Genomic DNA, 14,856 nt, shown 5'->3' with positions numbered 1-14,856 from the left:
CTGCTCCCTTTCGATAATCTGTAAAGCCGATCCTACCAACCCTCGTGTCCGCAAGAAGACGTCAGCCGCGATTACGCCGAAGAATTCGGAAGCGATTGATCTGTCGCAGTGATTTGACGCGAGCAAGTATTCGATTTTCAAGAAAGCCGTGGGTACTCCTGGTTTTCTTGCGTTTTTGGATTGAACGAAGCCGCTGCCGCGGCGTGAGGGGCAAGGTGGCGTAGATCGCCTCCTGGCTGAGAGGATGTGGGTGTTGGAGCCCATCCCCCTCAGACAGGTTTATCGAGATGGCCGATTTGAGCCCTCTTCGCCGCCGCATGATCGAAGACATGACCGTCCGCAATCTGTCGCCGGCGACGCAACGATCCTACACAGCGCGGTTTCGAAGTTCAGCCGCTATTTTGGCCGATCGCCTGACCGGTTGGAGCTGGAAGACGTCCGCGCCTTCCAGGTGCATCTGGTCTCGACCGGCATCTCATGGCCGGCGCTGAACCAGATCGTCTGCGCGCCACGGTTTTTCTACGGCGTCACGCTCGGCGAGGCGCTGATCCCGGAGCGCATTCTCTATGCGCGAGAACGGCGCAAGCTGCCGGTCGTGCTCAGCGCCGACGAAGTGGTTCAGTTCCTCGAGGCCGTGTCGAGCCTGAAGAGCCGCGCCGCGCTCACCACGGCCTATGCGGCCGGACTCAGGGCCTCCGAAGTCGCGGGACTGCGGATCGAAGACATCGACAGCGCCCGCGGCGTCATCCAGGTGCGCCACGGCAAGGGCGCGAAGGATCGCAACGTGATGCGGTCGCCCCAGCTGCTGGCATCCTGCGCACCTACTGGCGGCTCGCCCGGCCGCGGCTTTATTTGTTCCCTGGTCGTGACGAAGATCATCCGATCGATCAGACGGTGTTGCACGCCGCCTGTCGGTCGGCGGTGAAGGCTGCGGGCCTGACCAAGCGCGTCACGCTCCACACGCTGCGCCACAGCTTCGCGACGCATCTTCTCGAGAACGGAACCGATGTCCGGATCATCCAGGTCTTGCTCGGGCACAACAATTTGTCGTCGACAGCGCGCTACACGCAGGTCGCCACCGATACGATCCGGGCGACGCAGAGCCCGCTCGATCGCCTGTCGCCAGGGGTGACGCCACCTGGATGATCCGCGGCGGGATGCGGGGTGATGAATCCGCCCCGACAGCCGCGCCAACAGGCCCGCCATCGAGATTGCCGATATTCTGCGCCGGCATGGCGACACCTATCGCCGTGTACATGCCGGTCATCTCGGGCGGGTCGAGCGGCGCGTGATGAGCGCGATCATGGCGTGCCGGACCGAGGCGCTCGGCGGCCACATGGAGGCTTGCGACGACTGCGGCACGACACGCGTCGCCTATAATTCCTGTCGCAACCGGCACTGTCCGAAGTGTCAGGGGCCAGCCCGGGCCGCGTGGCTCGCCGCGCGAGAAGCCGACCTGCTGCCGGTTCCCTATTTCCACGTCGTCTTCACACTGCCGGCTCCGACCACCGCGATCGCGTTTCAGAACAAGGCCATCGTTTATGCGGTCCTGTTCAAAGCCGCCGCCGAGGCGATGTTGACGCTCGCCGCCAATCCACGCCGGCTCGGCGCCGGGATCGGCGTCGTCGCCGTCCTCCACACCTGGGGCAGGCGCTGACGCACCATCCCCCATGTCCACTGCGTCGTGCCGGGCGGCGGCCTCTCGCCCGATAGCGCGCCGCGCTGGATCGCCAGCCGACCAAACTTCTTCCTGGCCGTCAAACCGCTTGCCCGGCTGTTCAGACGCCTGTTCCTCGAACGTCTGACCTGCCTTCAACGCCGGCACCCTGAACTTGTTCGGCGATCTCGCATCCCTGGCCGAGCCTGCTGCCCCCGCGCCTTCGTTCAATCCGGCTTCAATGAGGTCGCGTGATAAGCGCTTGCCGCGCCCTCGCGTGAGCGCGACCTCACAGAACCCTCCAGATTCCCAAATCTGTGCATTTCTGATTCACCATACTGGCTGGGTTGGAGGCCAGCATGGATGGGCAAGCCTTATTCTCTGGATCTTCGCAAGCGTGTCCTGTCCGCGATCGAGGGCGGGATGTCCCGCAATCAGGCAGCCAAGCAGTTTGGGGTCGCGATCAGCACCGCAATCGGTTGGATGCAGCGGGTCGAGGAGACCGGCAGCGTTGAGCCTGGCCAGATGGGCGGTCATAAGCCGAAGGCGGTTTCAGGAGACCACGCGGTTTGGCTGTCGCAACGGATCAAGGACGGCGATTTCACCATACGGGGGCTCGTTGCCGAGCTTGCCGGACGCGGTCTGAAGGTCGACTACCACTCGGTGTGGGATTTCGTGCATGCCGAGAAGCTCAGCTTCAAAAAAAAGCGTGGTGGCTGGCGAACGCGATCGACCCGACGTGGCGCGGCGGCGCCTCCAATGGACAAAGTATCAAGGTCGCGTCGAAGCTGAGCGGCTGGTCTTCATCGACGAGACCTGGACCAGAACCGATATGGCGCCTTTGCGGGGATGGGCTCCGCGCGGGCACAGCCTTCCTGCCACGATTCCCCACGGCCGCTGGAAGACCATGACCTTCCTGGCGGCCCTGCGCCATGACCAGATCGATGCGCCATGGTTCATCGAGGGCCCGATCGATGGCGTAAGCTTTCGCACCTATGTCGAGAAGGTTGTTCTGCCCGTCCTTCGACCCGGCGACATCGTCGTCTTGGATATCCTCGGTAGCCACAGGAGCAAGGCAGTTCGCCAACTCATCCGCTCGGTCGGCGCCAAACTCTTCTTCCTGCCCAAATACTCACCCGACCTGAACCCAATCGAACAGGTCTTTGCCAAGCTCAAGCATCTGCTCCGCAAAGCTGCCGCGCGAACCGTCGACGCATCTGCGCCGCAATCGGCCGCGCACTCGACTTCACCCCCGAAGAATGCGCCAACTACCTCAAAAATTCAGGCTATCGAACTTAATGCCATCACCTTTAGCATGAACCAAGGCTTAGTTGATTCGGGATTACTCCACTCTGCGCACCGTGACGTTCCGCCATCAATGCGTGTCGGCATTCCTCTGCAGCGGCGCTGTCGGAACCGATGTGAACGACGTGATAGCCGTTGTCGTGCAGGTACCGTAGGAAGGCGGGCTGAAGTGGACCCCGGAGCTGGGACCAGGGATCGGCGAAGTTGAGGTGTGATCCGGCCTGCCCTGTCCTTCAAATCAAGCAGCTTCCTGCTGCTGCTTTGCGTCTGCTGTGGGTATGTGGGCAACGCGTTTGCGTTGTCCAAGCGAAGCGTCACATCCACAGTCCTCGCCGCCTCGGTCACGTCCTTGCCGGCGCGCCATGCCGCCATGGGAAACTGGTTGTTCATTGCCTGATGCGGGCGGAGATGATTGTAAAAGTTCATCCATGATCGGATGCCGTCTCGCGCTTCGCGCCCGTCAGCATAGGCGTTCAGATGCATTTCCTCGTACTTGATCGAGCGCCACAGCCGTTCGATGAAAATATTGTCCATGAAACGACCGCGTCCGTCCATCGAAATCGCGACGCCCGCGGCCTCGAGCCTGCCGGTGAAGGCTGAGCTCGTGAACTGCGCGCCCTGATCGGTGTTGAATATTTTCGGCGTGCCGTGCCGCGCCAGCGCTTCGTCGAGCGCCTGGATGCAAAAGCCCGTGTCCATCTTGTTCGAGAGGCGCCACGCCAGCACCGCCCAGCTGGCCCAGTCGATGATCGCCACCAGATACAAGAATCCCTGCGCCATCGGAATATAGGTGATGTCGGCGGCCCAGACGTGATTAGGCGCGGTGATGCTGACCCCGCGCAGCAGATAGGGATAGGTCTTGTGGCCGGGCGCGGCTTTGCTGGTGCCGGGGCGCGGGACCAGCACCTCGATCCCCATTACGCGCATCAGCCTTTGCACGCGCTTGCGGTTGATGCCGTGGCCGGCCTGTTTGAGTTCGAACACCATTCGCCGCGAGCCGTAAAACGGCCACTTCAGATGTAACTCGTCGATCCGCCGCATCATGGCTAGATCGTCGGCGCCGGTGACCGGCCCGGGACGATAGACGCCCGAACGCGCCAGATTCAGCAGCGCACATTGCCGGCGAACCGACAAATTCTCGCCAGGCCGCTCGACCATCGCCCTGCGCTCAGGGACACTCATCGCCCGGCTCCTGGCCAAGAAATCCCTTTCAACCGTCATCCGGCCGATATTGGTATAGAGCTTCGCCGTCTCGCGCTCATGCTCCTCCTCACCATCCCCCAAGGCACTCGCGCCGCGCGCGAAAAGGCTCGTCAAATTGTCGAGAACCTGCTTCTTCCAGCCATAGATCTGGTTCGGGTGAACGCCATGCCGCTTCGCCAATTCCGGCATCGTCGCTACCTCGCGCAGGGCCTCCAGGGCAATCTTGGCCTTGAACGCGGCATCGAATTTCTTGCGTGACTTGGTCATATCCGTACTCCATCGGTTGAGACAGAGCAGGACCCTTCACACCTTAACGTTTGGTCCTATTTCCGGGGTCCACTTCAGTCGTAAATGACAGCAGCGACGTCAACCAGCTCCATGCGATGGCCAGGGCAGCTCAAGAAGTCCTCGAAGCGAAGACAATACAGGTGCTGGCCGACGAGGGTTACTATAGCAGTGCGGGCCTAAAGGGATGTGAGGACGACGGCATCGAAGCCTATGTGCCAACCTCGGATGGCAACCGGCGGCTAGAGAAGGAAGGGCGCTTCGGCCTCAGGAGCTTCAGCTACGATGCTGCAGCAGATGCATATGCCTGCCCTGCCGGAGAACGACTGCATGCGATGGAAGGACGCCGGACGAGTGCCAATGGCCGAATCGAGGTCCGTTACGCGGGTGGCAAGAAGACTTGCGGAACGTGCAGGTTAAAGGCTCGTTGTCTCTCTGCGAAGGCGATCAGGCGGGTTATCAGCCGCTGGGAGCACGAGGACGTGCTCGAGCGTCATCGCGAGCGGATGGAAGGCGCAGGCGAGCTGATGCGCCGTCGTTCCGGCATTGTCGAGCATCCCTTCGGTACACTCAAATGCAGGGCCGGCTATCGTCACTTTCTCGTTCGCGGCTTCGACAAGGTTCGCGGCGAATGGAGCCTGATGGCCCTCTGCGACAATCTCACCCGCGTGCTCAATATTATCGGCTTCGCGGACTTCATTGATCGCGTCGCGAAGCTGCTTGCAACGCTCCAGCAGGCCCTCGCGGCGATCCTACGTCTCTTCCAGATCGCTCCAAGATCACTCTGGAGTAACGAGCAACTCTTCGCCATCCTTTCTATCTCGACCCGCTAATAGCAGTTCTTGCCCAGCCTCGTCGGGCGAATTCCTATTCCAGGTGTTCGGCGCGCTCGCGCAGCATGAGCGCGCTTTGATCCAGGAGCGTGTCGTCGCCGGCTTGGCCGCCGCACGCAAACGCGGCCGGATCGGCGGCCGGCCGCAGGCGATCACCGGCGAGAAGCTGGACGCCATCATCGCCGCGCTGGACGGCGGCATGTCCAAAGCGGCGGTATGTCGCAACTTCGGCGTCTAGCGAACCACGCTGATGGAGACCCTGGCACGGGTCAGTTGGATGCGCTCCCGTGGAGCGTCATCGCGATGACGACCAAGAGCGAACGCTTGAGCGTCCTACCGGACGCCGAGCAGGAAGCCCTGTGTGCCGGATTTCGACGACACCCAGCGGCTGGAGTACCTGGCCTTGACCGAAACCGAACTGGCGCTTGCCAGCAGCCGCCCCGGCCTCACCGCTCGGGTTTATTGCATCTTGCAGATCGGCTATTTCAGGGCCAAGCATGCCTTCTTTCGCTTTGACTGGAACGAGGTCGAGGACGATTGCGCCTTCGTGCTGAGGCGCTATTTCCACGGCGATGCGTTCGAGCGCAAGCTGATCACCAAGCACGAACACTACACCCAGCGCGAGCGAATCGCTGCGCTGCTCTGCTACAGCCGTGGGCGGCCGACTTCCGCAGCTCGCGCAGCAAGCTGCGCAAATCGTTCGGCGCGACGTGACGCCAGGATTCGTCGCCACCGAGTTGATTGGCTGGCTCAATGAGCACAAAACCATCCGGCCCGGCTACACCACCCTGCAAGAGCTGGTCAGCGAAGCCCTGTCCGCCGAGCGTCGTCGGCTGCGCAGTCTGCTGGCGGAATGCTGGACGAACAGGCCAAGGCCGCGCTGAGTCACCTCTTGGTGCGCGACGGCACCCTGTCCCAACTTGCGGCACTCAGGCAGGACGCTAAGGATTTTGGCCGGCGGTAGATGGCTCGCGAGCGCGAGAAGCGCGCCACGCTGGAGCCGCTGCACGGGATCGCCAAGGCTTTGCTGCCCTAGCTCGGCGTCTCGCAGCAAAACCTTCTGTACTACGCGAGCCTGGCGAACTTCTGCACCATCCACGACCTGCGCAATCTGAAGGCCGATCAGACCCACCTCTATCTGCTGTGCTATGCCTGGGTGCGCTACCGGCAGGCCTCAGATGGGTCTTGACCGTATTCGAGGCGGCCGGGTGGCAAGACGACAAATTCGTGGGTGAACATTTCGGTTGACGTGCTAGCGCGAGGTGGTGTCGATCTTTCGCAGGTGCCACCGAGAGATCCAGACCGCGGGCGGCGCGCCCGCCAATTATTGCAACAATGACGGCGATCAAAACATTGAAATGCGATTGCGTGTGCCCGTCATAACGGCATCCTGATAAAGAATACGTTGAAGGTGTACCCAATTCAAAAGACAGCCGGCAACGCTCGCTGTTTCCCATGACAATCGCAAGACAGAATTTCCAACAGATCCTTCGCTATGTAGGGCGCTTTTGGGGACATCGGCGGGCACTCCTAGGCTGCATGGAGGATGAGGAACGGCGCTTCAGGTCGCGTTATATAGGCGATGCACGTATTGCGCGAGCAACATAATCGTGCATGATATGGCGTCGTCTGTGGGGGGGAAGTTATGGTCGCTACGGTTACGGTGAAGGCCTATGCGAGCGCAAGCTGCGTTCTCCTGGCATTTGATTGGACTGATGGGGCAAGCCATCCCGACTTTTTGGGTTTCGCTATTCAGCGTAGTCCGGGTTACGGGGCAGACGGCAAACCCCAATTCCTGTTCAACAAGCTTGATTTTATCCCCCTGGCCGACGGCGCCCGCCCCAAGGGCAGCGACGTGGCGCCGATTCAGAAATTCAATTGGTGGGACGGCGGTATCAATACCGACGATCAGGGAAAAACCTTCAAATACACCGTTTTTCCGATCCTTGGCACGGGCCCGAAGGATCTGTCACTTCAAACGGGCGCCGCCGGCATGATATCTGTCTCGGTGCCAAAGGCGCTCGATGGACAAATCGCCACGTATTTCAACCGGGCGGTGGTGAGCGCGCAGAGCTTTACCAAGCTGAAAGATAAGCCGCTTGAGAAGCGGATGGATTGGTTGGCCAACGGCCTTCAAAACGCCATTCCGGAAACTCTCGACGAGAGCGATGCGTTTGACTGCGCCATCTATCACCTTAGCGACAACCGCTGGGTCATTCCGGCTTTCACCGCGTTCAAAGGGCGCGGGTCGATTACCTATTTCGACAAGGCGGATGATTCGAAATCACGCACTGCCGCAAAGCTGATTGCGGACGAGCGCCACAACATCTCCATTCACAAGCGGGACGCGATCTCGAAGCTGATGCACGACAAGTTTATCATCTCTTACAAGAAAAATCATGAGCAAGCGGTGCTGATGGGCTCAACGAATTTCACGCCCGAAGCTCAGACGATCCAGGCCAACCTCCTTCACATCATCTACTCCCATGAGCTCGCGGCGCTCTACGCCAAGCGGGCCAATCTTCTTGCAAAGAACGTTGGCAAGAAGGATTTGGATGCACCCGCCTGGCAGGACGTGAGCGACGTTGCCGGAACCAAAATCCGGGTGTTTTTCCTGCCGGAGCCCGGTACGAGCCGGGACTTCCTCAACACCGTTACGGCAGCCGTAAGCAAAGCTAAATCGTCGGTGCTCTTCTGCATGTATACTGCCTCCGACAAGGCGCTCATGGAAGAGATCTTTGCGAAGGGCGACTCCTCAAAGCACCTGATCTACGGACTCCTCAACAGCATCGATGATCCCGACAAACCAACCAAAAAAGGCGGAAAGCGGAAGCTTCCGGAGATCGCAAGCACGATCTTTCACCGGTCGCGGGAGAACCCCGACACGCTTCCTTATTCGGCCTTCGGTGTAAATGCGCCCCGCGGCTTCCTGCCCGAGCTGAAGACGATCGACGTCAGCACGTATGACGCATCGCTCAAGAAAAGCAAAACCAAAGCCGCAAAGAAGAAGTCCGGCGGTCCACCGCCTATTCACGTTCACCACAAATTCATTGTCATCGACGGCGATACGGATGCGCCGACCATCTACACGGGCTCTCCGAATTTTAGCAAGGCGTCAGAGAATTCGAACGACGAGAACGTGCTCGAGATCAAGGGCAATGTGGGGCTCGCCCATGCTTACGTTGCGGAATTCATGCGGCTCTACAACCACTATCGCGCTCGAGCGATCTGGAACAGGACGCATGAAAAGAAGGGGCAAAAGCCGAAAGCGGGTAGCGAGGCCGATCCGCTCGTTCTCAAAACGACCCGCGATGAGTGGGTGAAAGGCGCCTATAACAAACGAACCAAAACGTCCCTTGCGCGTGAACGCGGGCTGTAGCGCCGTGGCGATCGAAGCGGCCGAGCGTATTCTAAGCCGCGGGGTTGGCGGCCGGCATGGCGGTAGCCTTGATCATCACGTCCGCGAGCGCTTCGGCCATGCGCGTCGCGCTCCAGTCGCTGTGATGCAGCCGATCGGCGTCCAACGGGTCGACCAGACGGTCAAACGAGATTTTCTCTATCTCGTGCCATCGACGCATCAGCTCAAAGCGTTTGAAGACATTCACTGGCACACGCGCTCCCGCCGCGGCGTCCTCTATAAGCTGGACCGTCGCGCGGGCGCTCTCGACTTTTTCCGTTGTGAGCACCGCCGGCGTGAACCGAAGGTCCATCAGAATGATGTCGACGCACGCATCGGCAAGCAGCGCCAGACGAGCGAGCCGGTCCATGCGAAGCGAAACAGAATGGACTGGGCCGGAATTAAGTCGAGCGGTGCGTCCATGGCGGCACTGTCCTGATCTCGCGCAGTTTCCGGTCACTATCGAAGCGTCATCAACCAATGGTCTAATTCGCGGCAGCTTTGACATTATTTTGGAGATCGACATGAAATTGCACAGGCTCATTGCATTAGCAACCTTTCTCGTCGTCGGAGTATCGCAGGCGGTGCAGGCCCGCGACCTGACGGTCGCAACGTGGAATCTCGGGTGGCACCTGAGCCAGGCCGAGGCCAAGGACTGGATACGCGAATGCGGACAGCCCTTTGCGCTCAATCAGGCGACCGGCCTTTTCGAGCCTTCCACGACGGGCGCCACGAAACCCGGCTGGGAGCTTCGGTGGGGACGAAATGCCAAGATCAAGTGGGATATCGCACTAAAGCCGCCATGCGACGTGTTTCAAACCGGGTTTCACAAGATCGTGCCAGTGACGGAAGTCGCCTATCAGAAGCGGGCGCAACAGATCAGGGACTTCATCAAAGCGAATGTCGATGCTGATATCATCGCTTTTCAGGAGGTGAGCGGCGACGCAGCCGTTCGAGAGATCCTACCCAACAATGGTGCCGACTACGAGATTTGCTCGTTCGATGGTTTCAAGGTTCAACGCCTTGCGATTGCCTGGAAGCGGTCCCTGGGTTCGTCGTCCGGTTGCGCGGTCGAGCCGACGCTTTCGCTGCCCCAGCTCAATCCGACCGACCAAGTGCGGCCCGGCCTGTCACTTCTGCTGCAAATCGATGGCAAACCCCTGAGGATCATGACGGTGCACCTCAAGTCTTCATGCGTCAGCCCGCTTGAGGACGGAGGGAAGCTTGACGGGGGCGGGCCTGCCTGTCCGATCCTTCAGCAGCAGATACGTCCGCTTGAAGCATGGCTTGAGTCCAGGTCGGTGGGCAATCCAGTCATCTTGATGGGTGACTTCAATCGCAACCTCTCCCACGAGAACAGCTCGATTGCCGTTTCGGCCATTCGCTCCAATGGCAGCGATCCGACCTCGGCCCTGCCCGCTGGTGTCCTCGTCCGCAGCCTATCGGGCGAAGTAAACGACGGCGCGCCGGCGGATAGCGCGTTGAGGCATCTCGAACCCGAATGCCCGGTGAACGCGGTCGCCAGGCAGATGTGCGAACGATCGAAACGCGAGCTATTTGACCAGGACGCTCTCAAGCCATTGACGCGGGCGGACAGTCTCGGTTGCCGCAACCCGATTGCCCTCGACCAAATGCTTGTTAGCGCCAGCCTGTCGGCTGCCAGCCCTGCCACCAAGGTAGCCATTGGCCGTTTCGGCGGAACGCGCCCCGCGACGGCAAAGCATCCGGACCCGCTGTTGGCAATCTCGGATCATTGTCCGCTGAAGGCCACCTTGAATTTTTAAAGTCGTCTAACCTGCAATTTGCGGATGATGTAGCATTTACGTCTCCAAGCGCGGCACCGTGATATGCATGGAGGTCGTCGAGGAGATTGCACCGATCTCCATCATTATCACCACGCTCGCGGCGCAGTCGTATGAGTATTGCGTCAGGAGCTTTGTTTCGATTCCGAACTCGACGTTCTGGTTGCGAGACGGTTCGGCTGATGCCGCACTTCATCGAAAAGCCGGTAGTCAATGGCCGACGTATCTATGTCGTAGCCAACGAAACCGCGGTCGGCCAGAACTTTGCCGAACGCTGGAATACCGAGCCGGCTCGTGTCGCCGCATTCTACGAGTGGCATACGAAGGCGCTGGCGGACTTCGAGGCCCTCCCGAATTTGCAAGGCATCGACGTTATCGGCAAAAGCTTGGAAAGCAGCCTCGGGAGTTCGGTCGTGCGCAAAGCGATCGATGCCCGCACCGAGGGCACTCGCAGGCGCGCGCCGCCAAGAAGCTTTACGTCGCGCCGACGGTCGGGCTCACACTCTCCAGCGCGGCGAATGCAATGCCGGTTCGCTCTAACACGTTCTTCGGGGAATAGGTGTTTTCGCGCAGCCGACCTGATCTAACACCAGCGCAACAGTTCATGTTTCTGCGCGCTAACCCAATTTGTGTGAGGACAGGCCGGTTGCATGCGACCGGCTTGATTTGGGATTATCGCGATAGGCCAACACCCCTCAGTCTCGAATACTCCATGCGCATCACATTTCAGCGGGGCGAAACGCCATGCGTGTTTGTCACGGACCCCGAACTTTCGGCTTTGGCAGGCGGGCGCCCTCTGCCGCACGTCTATCACAAGCCTCTACGCCTGAGCCTCACATTGCCAGGAACGCACGAGTGGACTGGCACGGTTCGGATCGATCAGACATTCGTACCTTGGGCGACAACGTGGCTCTATTATTTCGAGGACTGGCTGATCTCTGACGACTGGAAGGGGGGCGGTAAGCACCCTGATCCGAGCGATAGCGAGCGTTACGGTCGGCGGGTGCGACGCGCTACGCGGTGACGAGCGAAAGAATTCAAGGCTGCGGGCGCCCGAACCGTGTGCTGTAGTTGTTCAGGGCGCGGGAGTGAGAATCGACTGTCGCCTGGAAGGTCTCCGGGATCTTGTCTCCGTCACCACCCTCCCTGAAATAGTCCCTGACTGAACAGAGCGCACCTCTCATAAGGTGCTCCCAATTTTGGTAGAGCCTGTCTTCTTGGTCCTGTTCCTGTTTGGCAGCGCTCGGCTTTCGCTTGGGGAACGGCGTCGTATAGTCCGGACGTAGATCGACCTCATGGATGAACGTTATGCTGCCGAACCTCCACTCGTCATCGACAGTCCGACGCCACCGATAGCTTACCCTTACACTTAGATGTTTGCTGAAGCGATGAGGCGGCATGATCTGGTCGTCGACGACGAAGAGCTGCGCTTCCTTCTGTTCGGTTTCCATCCGCCGCTGCATAGCCCCGACAGCGAAGGACAAATCATGGCCTGCGCGTCGAAGGGTGCTTTCTGTTTCCGCCCGCTTTCGCAGTGCCTTGGCCTCGCGGTGCTTTGCCAACGCCCGCTCGAAGAAATGGAGCTTTGTTGCAACGTAGGAGCCGCAGTTCGAGAGAGCGAGACGGTGCAAATCGCCGGACCGTTCCTCCCGGATTGCCTGCTCAATGAGTCTGTCCAACTCGCTGGCGTCGATCGATGCGAGGGCAATCTGTTGGTCGCGGGGGATGTTAATTTCTCCCATTTAAACGTCCTCGTTTCTAGCGGCGACCAGGCTATTTCAGCCATTCGCCAGATATTACTAGGGCCGGCGTCGCCAGTACACCCTTGGCGGCTTGTCGAGCCTACCCGGAATTTTTCCAGACTATCCGCATCGCGAGGCGCCTAGCATTGGAAGCGCGGATGTGAACAAGAAAATAGGCTGCTCGCCAAAGCGAACGCCCTAAGTTTTGGGAGAAAACCTCTACGGAGTTGAGGGGCGCGTTATCAGTGCTGCAAGATTATGCCAGAATCGCATCACGTGATCCTTGACTGCGCGCTCACGTCGTTCCCGTTCGGCGATTTGCTTCGTGAGTTCGTCGGATCGCGCGAGATAAGTTTCTGCCTCCCGAGCGTTCGCCGGTTTCGCGCCCTTCTTCATGGGAAGACGCCCGCTTTTATATGCAGCAAGGATCACCGTTGCGGCATCGGGGCCGACCTCGAGAAGATCAAGAAACGACCTGTCGCGCGAGGGAATGTCGCCGCACTCAACGGTGGTGAGGAGACCGCCTTCGAGAATGAGCCGCCGCATCTTGATTGGCATGATGCCGGGAAGGCTGGCCAGGAAATCCGTGAGGCAGCGCATTCGTCAACATCACTTATGCGGTCGCGGAATCAGACGGTGTGCATTCCAAGCCTGCCAGCAGCTCTACGGGGCGAGGATGGCTGCCATTTCATCGACATGTGCATCGATCCGCTCAAGGACCTGCTTGGGCACGACGTCTCGTTCTGGAAGAACCCACCACTTGTCCTGCACGGCCACCGCAGTTTCGGCGACGGCTGTCATGACGGCTCCTTCCGGGAGGCGGCTTCGGTTCGCGAAATTGCGCCAGCGCTCTGGAGTTAGCGCCTTGAACGACTTTTCACCGGCTAAGCCGAGGGCGAGGCCGTCTTTCGGGATGTAGGGAATTGTTGAAAGCACGTCGTAAACAGGCGACAGCGTTGGCGTCCGGCCATCTCCGGGATAGAGCAACGACCAGTTCTTGAGATGCATATCGCCGTTCCCGGTGATTGCGGTGAGTGCAAGGCGCCGAACAAACTCGATTGATGAATCGAACGAGACCCCGCTGGTCAGCGCAGCGGCGATGTTGTGATACGCCGCGCCAGTGTATTTCTCGGACGGATAGCGGCCGAAGACCTGCGCGAAGTCCTCCATATGCACGCGCCCGCCGTCAGCGCCGCGGTCGAAGCGACGGACAAGTAGCACCTTGCCCGTTGACATCGTGTTGAACTCTTCCGGAATGCCCGCGAAATCCGTTTTGTCGACGAGTTCGCGCGCCGGCACTTCCATCCCCAACGCTTCTGCCAAGGCGAGGATCGCGAATTCGTTTTCCGAGAGTCCGATGTGCGTGAGGGAAGGAAATTTCGCGATGTACTGCCCTTGCTCGTCGTCGACGGCGAGCGTGATCCCACCCTCCTTTCCTGTGTTCTTCATCACAGAAAGCTTCATCTGAACACCGGCGAGCGAAAAGCGCGCCTTCTTGCCCTCAGCGTCCGGGCCGGCTGGCACGGGGATACCGTCACTTGGCAGAGCGCGTACCGCTCCTGGCAGGTTAGTTCCCAGTGCAGCCAGGAGATCGAAGTCGTTTCCCGGTCTGACTGACGCGGCGTGGTGCTTCTCCATCGCCTCGCGCAGTTTTTCTTCTGGCAGCAGGTTCGCAAAGAATGGCGGCAGCGCGCCGCGTATCGGTTTGGGATCCCGCCGGAGGCCTCCATCCGCTGAGCGAAGCGACAGGCTGAAGATCGGTGGGTTTTTCATGCTCCGGTAATCGGGCAAAAGGTTGAACGCGTTGTAGTCACCCGGCGTCCGGACGAGTGTGCCGACGGGAAGATCATTCAATGAGATATCGAGCGATTGGATGCGTTCAGCCGCGAGGACAGTCTGATTCATGACCGTTCCTGCCCTTCGACGTCTGATGTGAACGCGGGGCGATCATCATCGGCTGGGGGCTGCAACATCGACTGAATGGCGGGGACCATCGCCTGCGGGATCAACATCATTTCCATGCCAAGGGCCCGGGCGACGTTGACGAGCGTCGTTGCGCGGGCGGCGGCGGCGCCCGTTTCAATATCGCGATAGCGGGGCCTGCTGATGTTCGCCCGAAGAGCGGTTTGCTCCTGAGACAAGCCAGCAGCCATACGGGCTTTTCGGAGGCGCAGACCGAGCTCCTTAAGTAGCGGGTCCGGAGCGGAAATCATGATATGTTCTCAGATCATTTTGAGCTATAACGACACGTAAACAGATCAAGACCAATGGTCAAGAGGAAACGTAAACGGATCTTTTACATTATCCATGATCTCTAAACATATCACGCCTGACCAACAGCGACCTGGCCGCCGGGCATCTGGCCACATTACGGAGTTCACGGGTCGCGGCGACGCTTCTCCTCACTTGGCACGAGACTGATCCGATAATTCACTGCTCCGCACTTGGTCGATCTCCCCCAATCAACATCCGAGCGGAAGCAGTGGGATGAAGTAAGAGCCCTTATCGAAGCCTAACGGGGTGCTTTCATTAGGTCGCTGGACGGCTAAGACGTGAATGAGCAGCAGATTTATCTATGCCCTTCGATGGAAATCGAAATGAAAGGACGGCTAGCAGCGCTGGTGGCCGAACA

9 protein-coding genes and 6 pseudogenes are annotated in these 14,856 nt (G+C 59.7%); 9 read left to right on the top strand and 6 right to left on the bottom strand.

Annotated elements, in window-relative coordinates:
• Positions 1-287 precede the first annotated feature (287 nt).
• The 3 pseudogenes from QSV46_RS14440 to QSV46_RS14430 all read left to right on the top strand — a co-directional run bounded on the left by QSV46_RS14440 (position 288) and on the right by QSV46_RS14430 (position 2,956).
• Positions 288-1,146, top strand: a pseudogene (locus QSV46_RS14440) (tyrosine-type recombinase/integrase).
• Positions 1,147-1,171: 25 nt separating this feature from the next.
• Positions 1,172-1,892: pseudogene (locus tag QSV46_RS14435) on the top strand (transposase zinc-binding domain-containing protein); the annotation flags it as partial.
• A gap of 128 nt (positions 1,893-2,020) precedes the next feature.
• Positions 2,021-2,956, top strand: a pseudogene (locus tag QSV46_RS14430) (IS630 family transposase).
• A gap of 366 nt (positions 2,957-3,322) precedes the next feature.
• Here QSV46_RS14430 and QSV46_RS14425 read toward each other — a convergent pair.
• Positions 3,323-4,432 (bottom strand): annotated as a pseudogene (locus tag QSV46_RS14425) (IS3 family transposase); the annotation flags it as partial.
• Positions 4,433-4,482: 50 nt separating this feature from the next.
• Here QSV46_RS14425 and QSV46_RS14420 point away from each other — a divergent pair.
• From QSV46_RS14420 to QSV46_RS14400, 4 genes and pseudogenes are all read left to right on the top strand, one after another.
• Positions 4,483-5,283: a transposase gene (locus QSV46_RS14420; RefSeq protein WP_314951986.1), complete on the top strand. Its 801-nt coding sequence runs from the start codon at positions 4,483-4,485 to the stop codon at positions 5,281-5,283.
• A 22-nt stretch (positions 5,284-5,305) separates the two neighbouring features.
• Positions 5,306-5,590, top strand: a pseudogene (locus QSV46_RS14415) (recombinase family protein); the annotation flags it as partial.
• Between the two features lie 54 nt (positions 5,591-5,644).
• Positions 5,645-6,167 (top strand): annotated as a pseudogene (locus QSV46_RS14410) (DUF4158 domain-containing protein).
• Positions 6,168-6,928: 761 nt separating this feature from the next.
• Positions 6,929-8,662, top strand: coding sequence for a phospholipase D-like domain-containing protein (locus QSV46_RS14400; protein WP_314951978.1), 1,734 nt, complete (start codon positions 6,929-6,931; stop codon positions 8,660-8,662).
• Positions 8,663-8,693: 31 nt separating this feature from the next.
• On the opposite strand, the gene QSV46_RS14395 is transcribed toward QSV46_RS14400, so the two are convergent.
• A complete protein-coding gene (locus tag QSV46_RS14395) occupies positions 8,694-9,050 on the bottom strand; it encodes a hypothetical protein (RefSeq protein ID WP_314951976.1) in 357 nt (118 codons plus the stop codon).
• Between QSV46_RS14395 and QSV46_RS14390 the strand changes: the two genes are divergently transcribed.
• Both QSV46_RS14390 and QSV46_RS14385 read left to right on the top strand, forming a co-directional pair.
• Positions 9,049-10,464: an endonuclease/exonuclease/phosphatase family protein gene (locus QSV46_RS14390; protein ID WP_314951973.1), complete on the top strand. Its 1,416-nt coding sequence runs from the start codon at positions 9,049-9,051 to the stop codon at positions 10,462-10,464. The two genes, QSV46_RS14395 and QSV46_RS14390, sit on opposite strands and share 2 nt — an antisense overlap.
• A gap of 200 nt (positions 10,465-10,664) precedes the next feature.
• A complete protein-coding gene (locus QSV46_RS14385; RefSeq protein WP_314951970.1) occupies positions 10,665-11,069 on the top strand; it encodes a hypothetical protein in 405 nt (134 codons plus the stop codon).
• 450 nt (positions 11,070-11,519) lie between these two features.
• On the opposite strand, the gene QSV46_RS14380 is transcribed toward QSV46_RS14385, so the two are convergent.
• From QSV46_RS14380 to QSV46_RS14365, 4 genes are all read right to left on the bottom strand, one after another.
• Positions 11,520-12,224: a hypothetical protein gene (locus QSV46_RS14380; RefSeq protein WP_314951968.1), complete on the bottom strand. Its 705-nt coding sequence runs from the start codon at positions 12,222-12,224 to the stop codon at positions 11,520-11,522.
• A 219-nt stretch (positions 12,225-12,443) separates the two neighbouring features.
• Positions 12,444-12,824: a hypothetical protein gene (locus QSV46_RS14375; RefSeq protein WP_314951966.1), complete on the bottom strand. Its 381-nt coding sequence runs from the start codon at positions 12,822-12,824 to the stop codon at positions 12,444-12,446.
• A gap of 63 nt (positions 12,825-12,887) precedes the next feature.
• A complete protein-coding gene (locus QSV46_RS14370; RefSeq protein WP_314951963.1) occupies positions 12,888-14,129 on the bottom strand; it encodes a type II toxin-antitoxin system HipA family toxin in 1,242 nt (413 codons plus the stop codon).
• Positions 14,126-14,437 (bottom strand): helix-turn-helix transcriptional regulator, encoded by a 312-nt coding sequence (locus tag QSV46_RS14365; protein ID WP_314951960.1) that lies wholly within the window; start codon positions 14,435-14,437, stop codon positions 14,126-14,128. The genes QSV46_RS14370 and QSV46_RS14365 overlap by 4 nt, the downstream gene beginning before the upstream one ends.
• Positions 14,438-14,856: the final 419 nt, after the last annotated feature.

This window comes from Bradyrhizobium cosmicum (assembly GCF_032290525.1).
GTDB lineage: Bacteria > Pseudomonadota > Alphaproteobacteria > Rhizobiales > Xanthobacteraceae > Bradyrhizobium > Bradyrhizobium cosmicum_A.
This window is presented reverse-complemented; position numbering and strand designations above follow the sequence as displayed.

What these genes read in the sequence shown, in the direction of transcription:
- QSV46_RS14400 (WP_314951978.1), top strand. Translation starts at nt 6,929, where the DNA reads ATGGTCGCTACGGTTACGGTGAAGGCCTATGCGAGCGCAAGCTGCGTT.
- QSV46_RS14390 (WP_314951973.1), top strand. Translation starts at nt 9,049, where the DNA reads ATGCGAAGCGAAACAGAATGGACTGGGCCGGAATTAAGTCGAGCGGTG.
- QSV46_RS14395 (WP_314951976.1), bottom strand. Translation starts at nt 9,050, where the DNA reads ATGGACCGGCTCGCTCGTCTGGCGCTGCTTGCCGATGCGTGCGTCGAC.
- QSV46_RS14385 (WP_314951970.1), top strand. Translation starts at nt 10,665, where the DNA reads ATGCCGCACTTCATCGAAAAGCCGGTAGTCAATGGCCGACGTATCTAT.
- QSV46_RS14380 (WP_314951968.1), bottom strand. Translation starts at nt 12,224, where the DNA reads ATGGGAGAAATTAACATCCCCCGCGACCAACAGATTGCCCTCGCATCG.
- QSV46_RS14375 (WP_314951966.1), bottom strand. Translation starts at nt 12,824, where the DNA reads ATGCGCTGCCTCACGGATTTCCTGGCCAGCCTTCCCGGCATCATGCCA.
- QSV46_RS14370 (WP_314951963.1), bottom strand. Translation starts at nt 14,129, where the DNA reads ATGAATCAGACTGTCCTCGCGGCTGAACGCATCCAATCGCTCGATATC.
- QSV46_RS14365 (WP_314951960.1), bottom strand. Translation starts at nt 14,437, where the DNA reads ATGATTTCCGCTCCGGACCCGCTACTTAAGGAGCTCGGTCTGCGCCTC.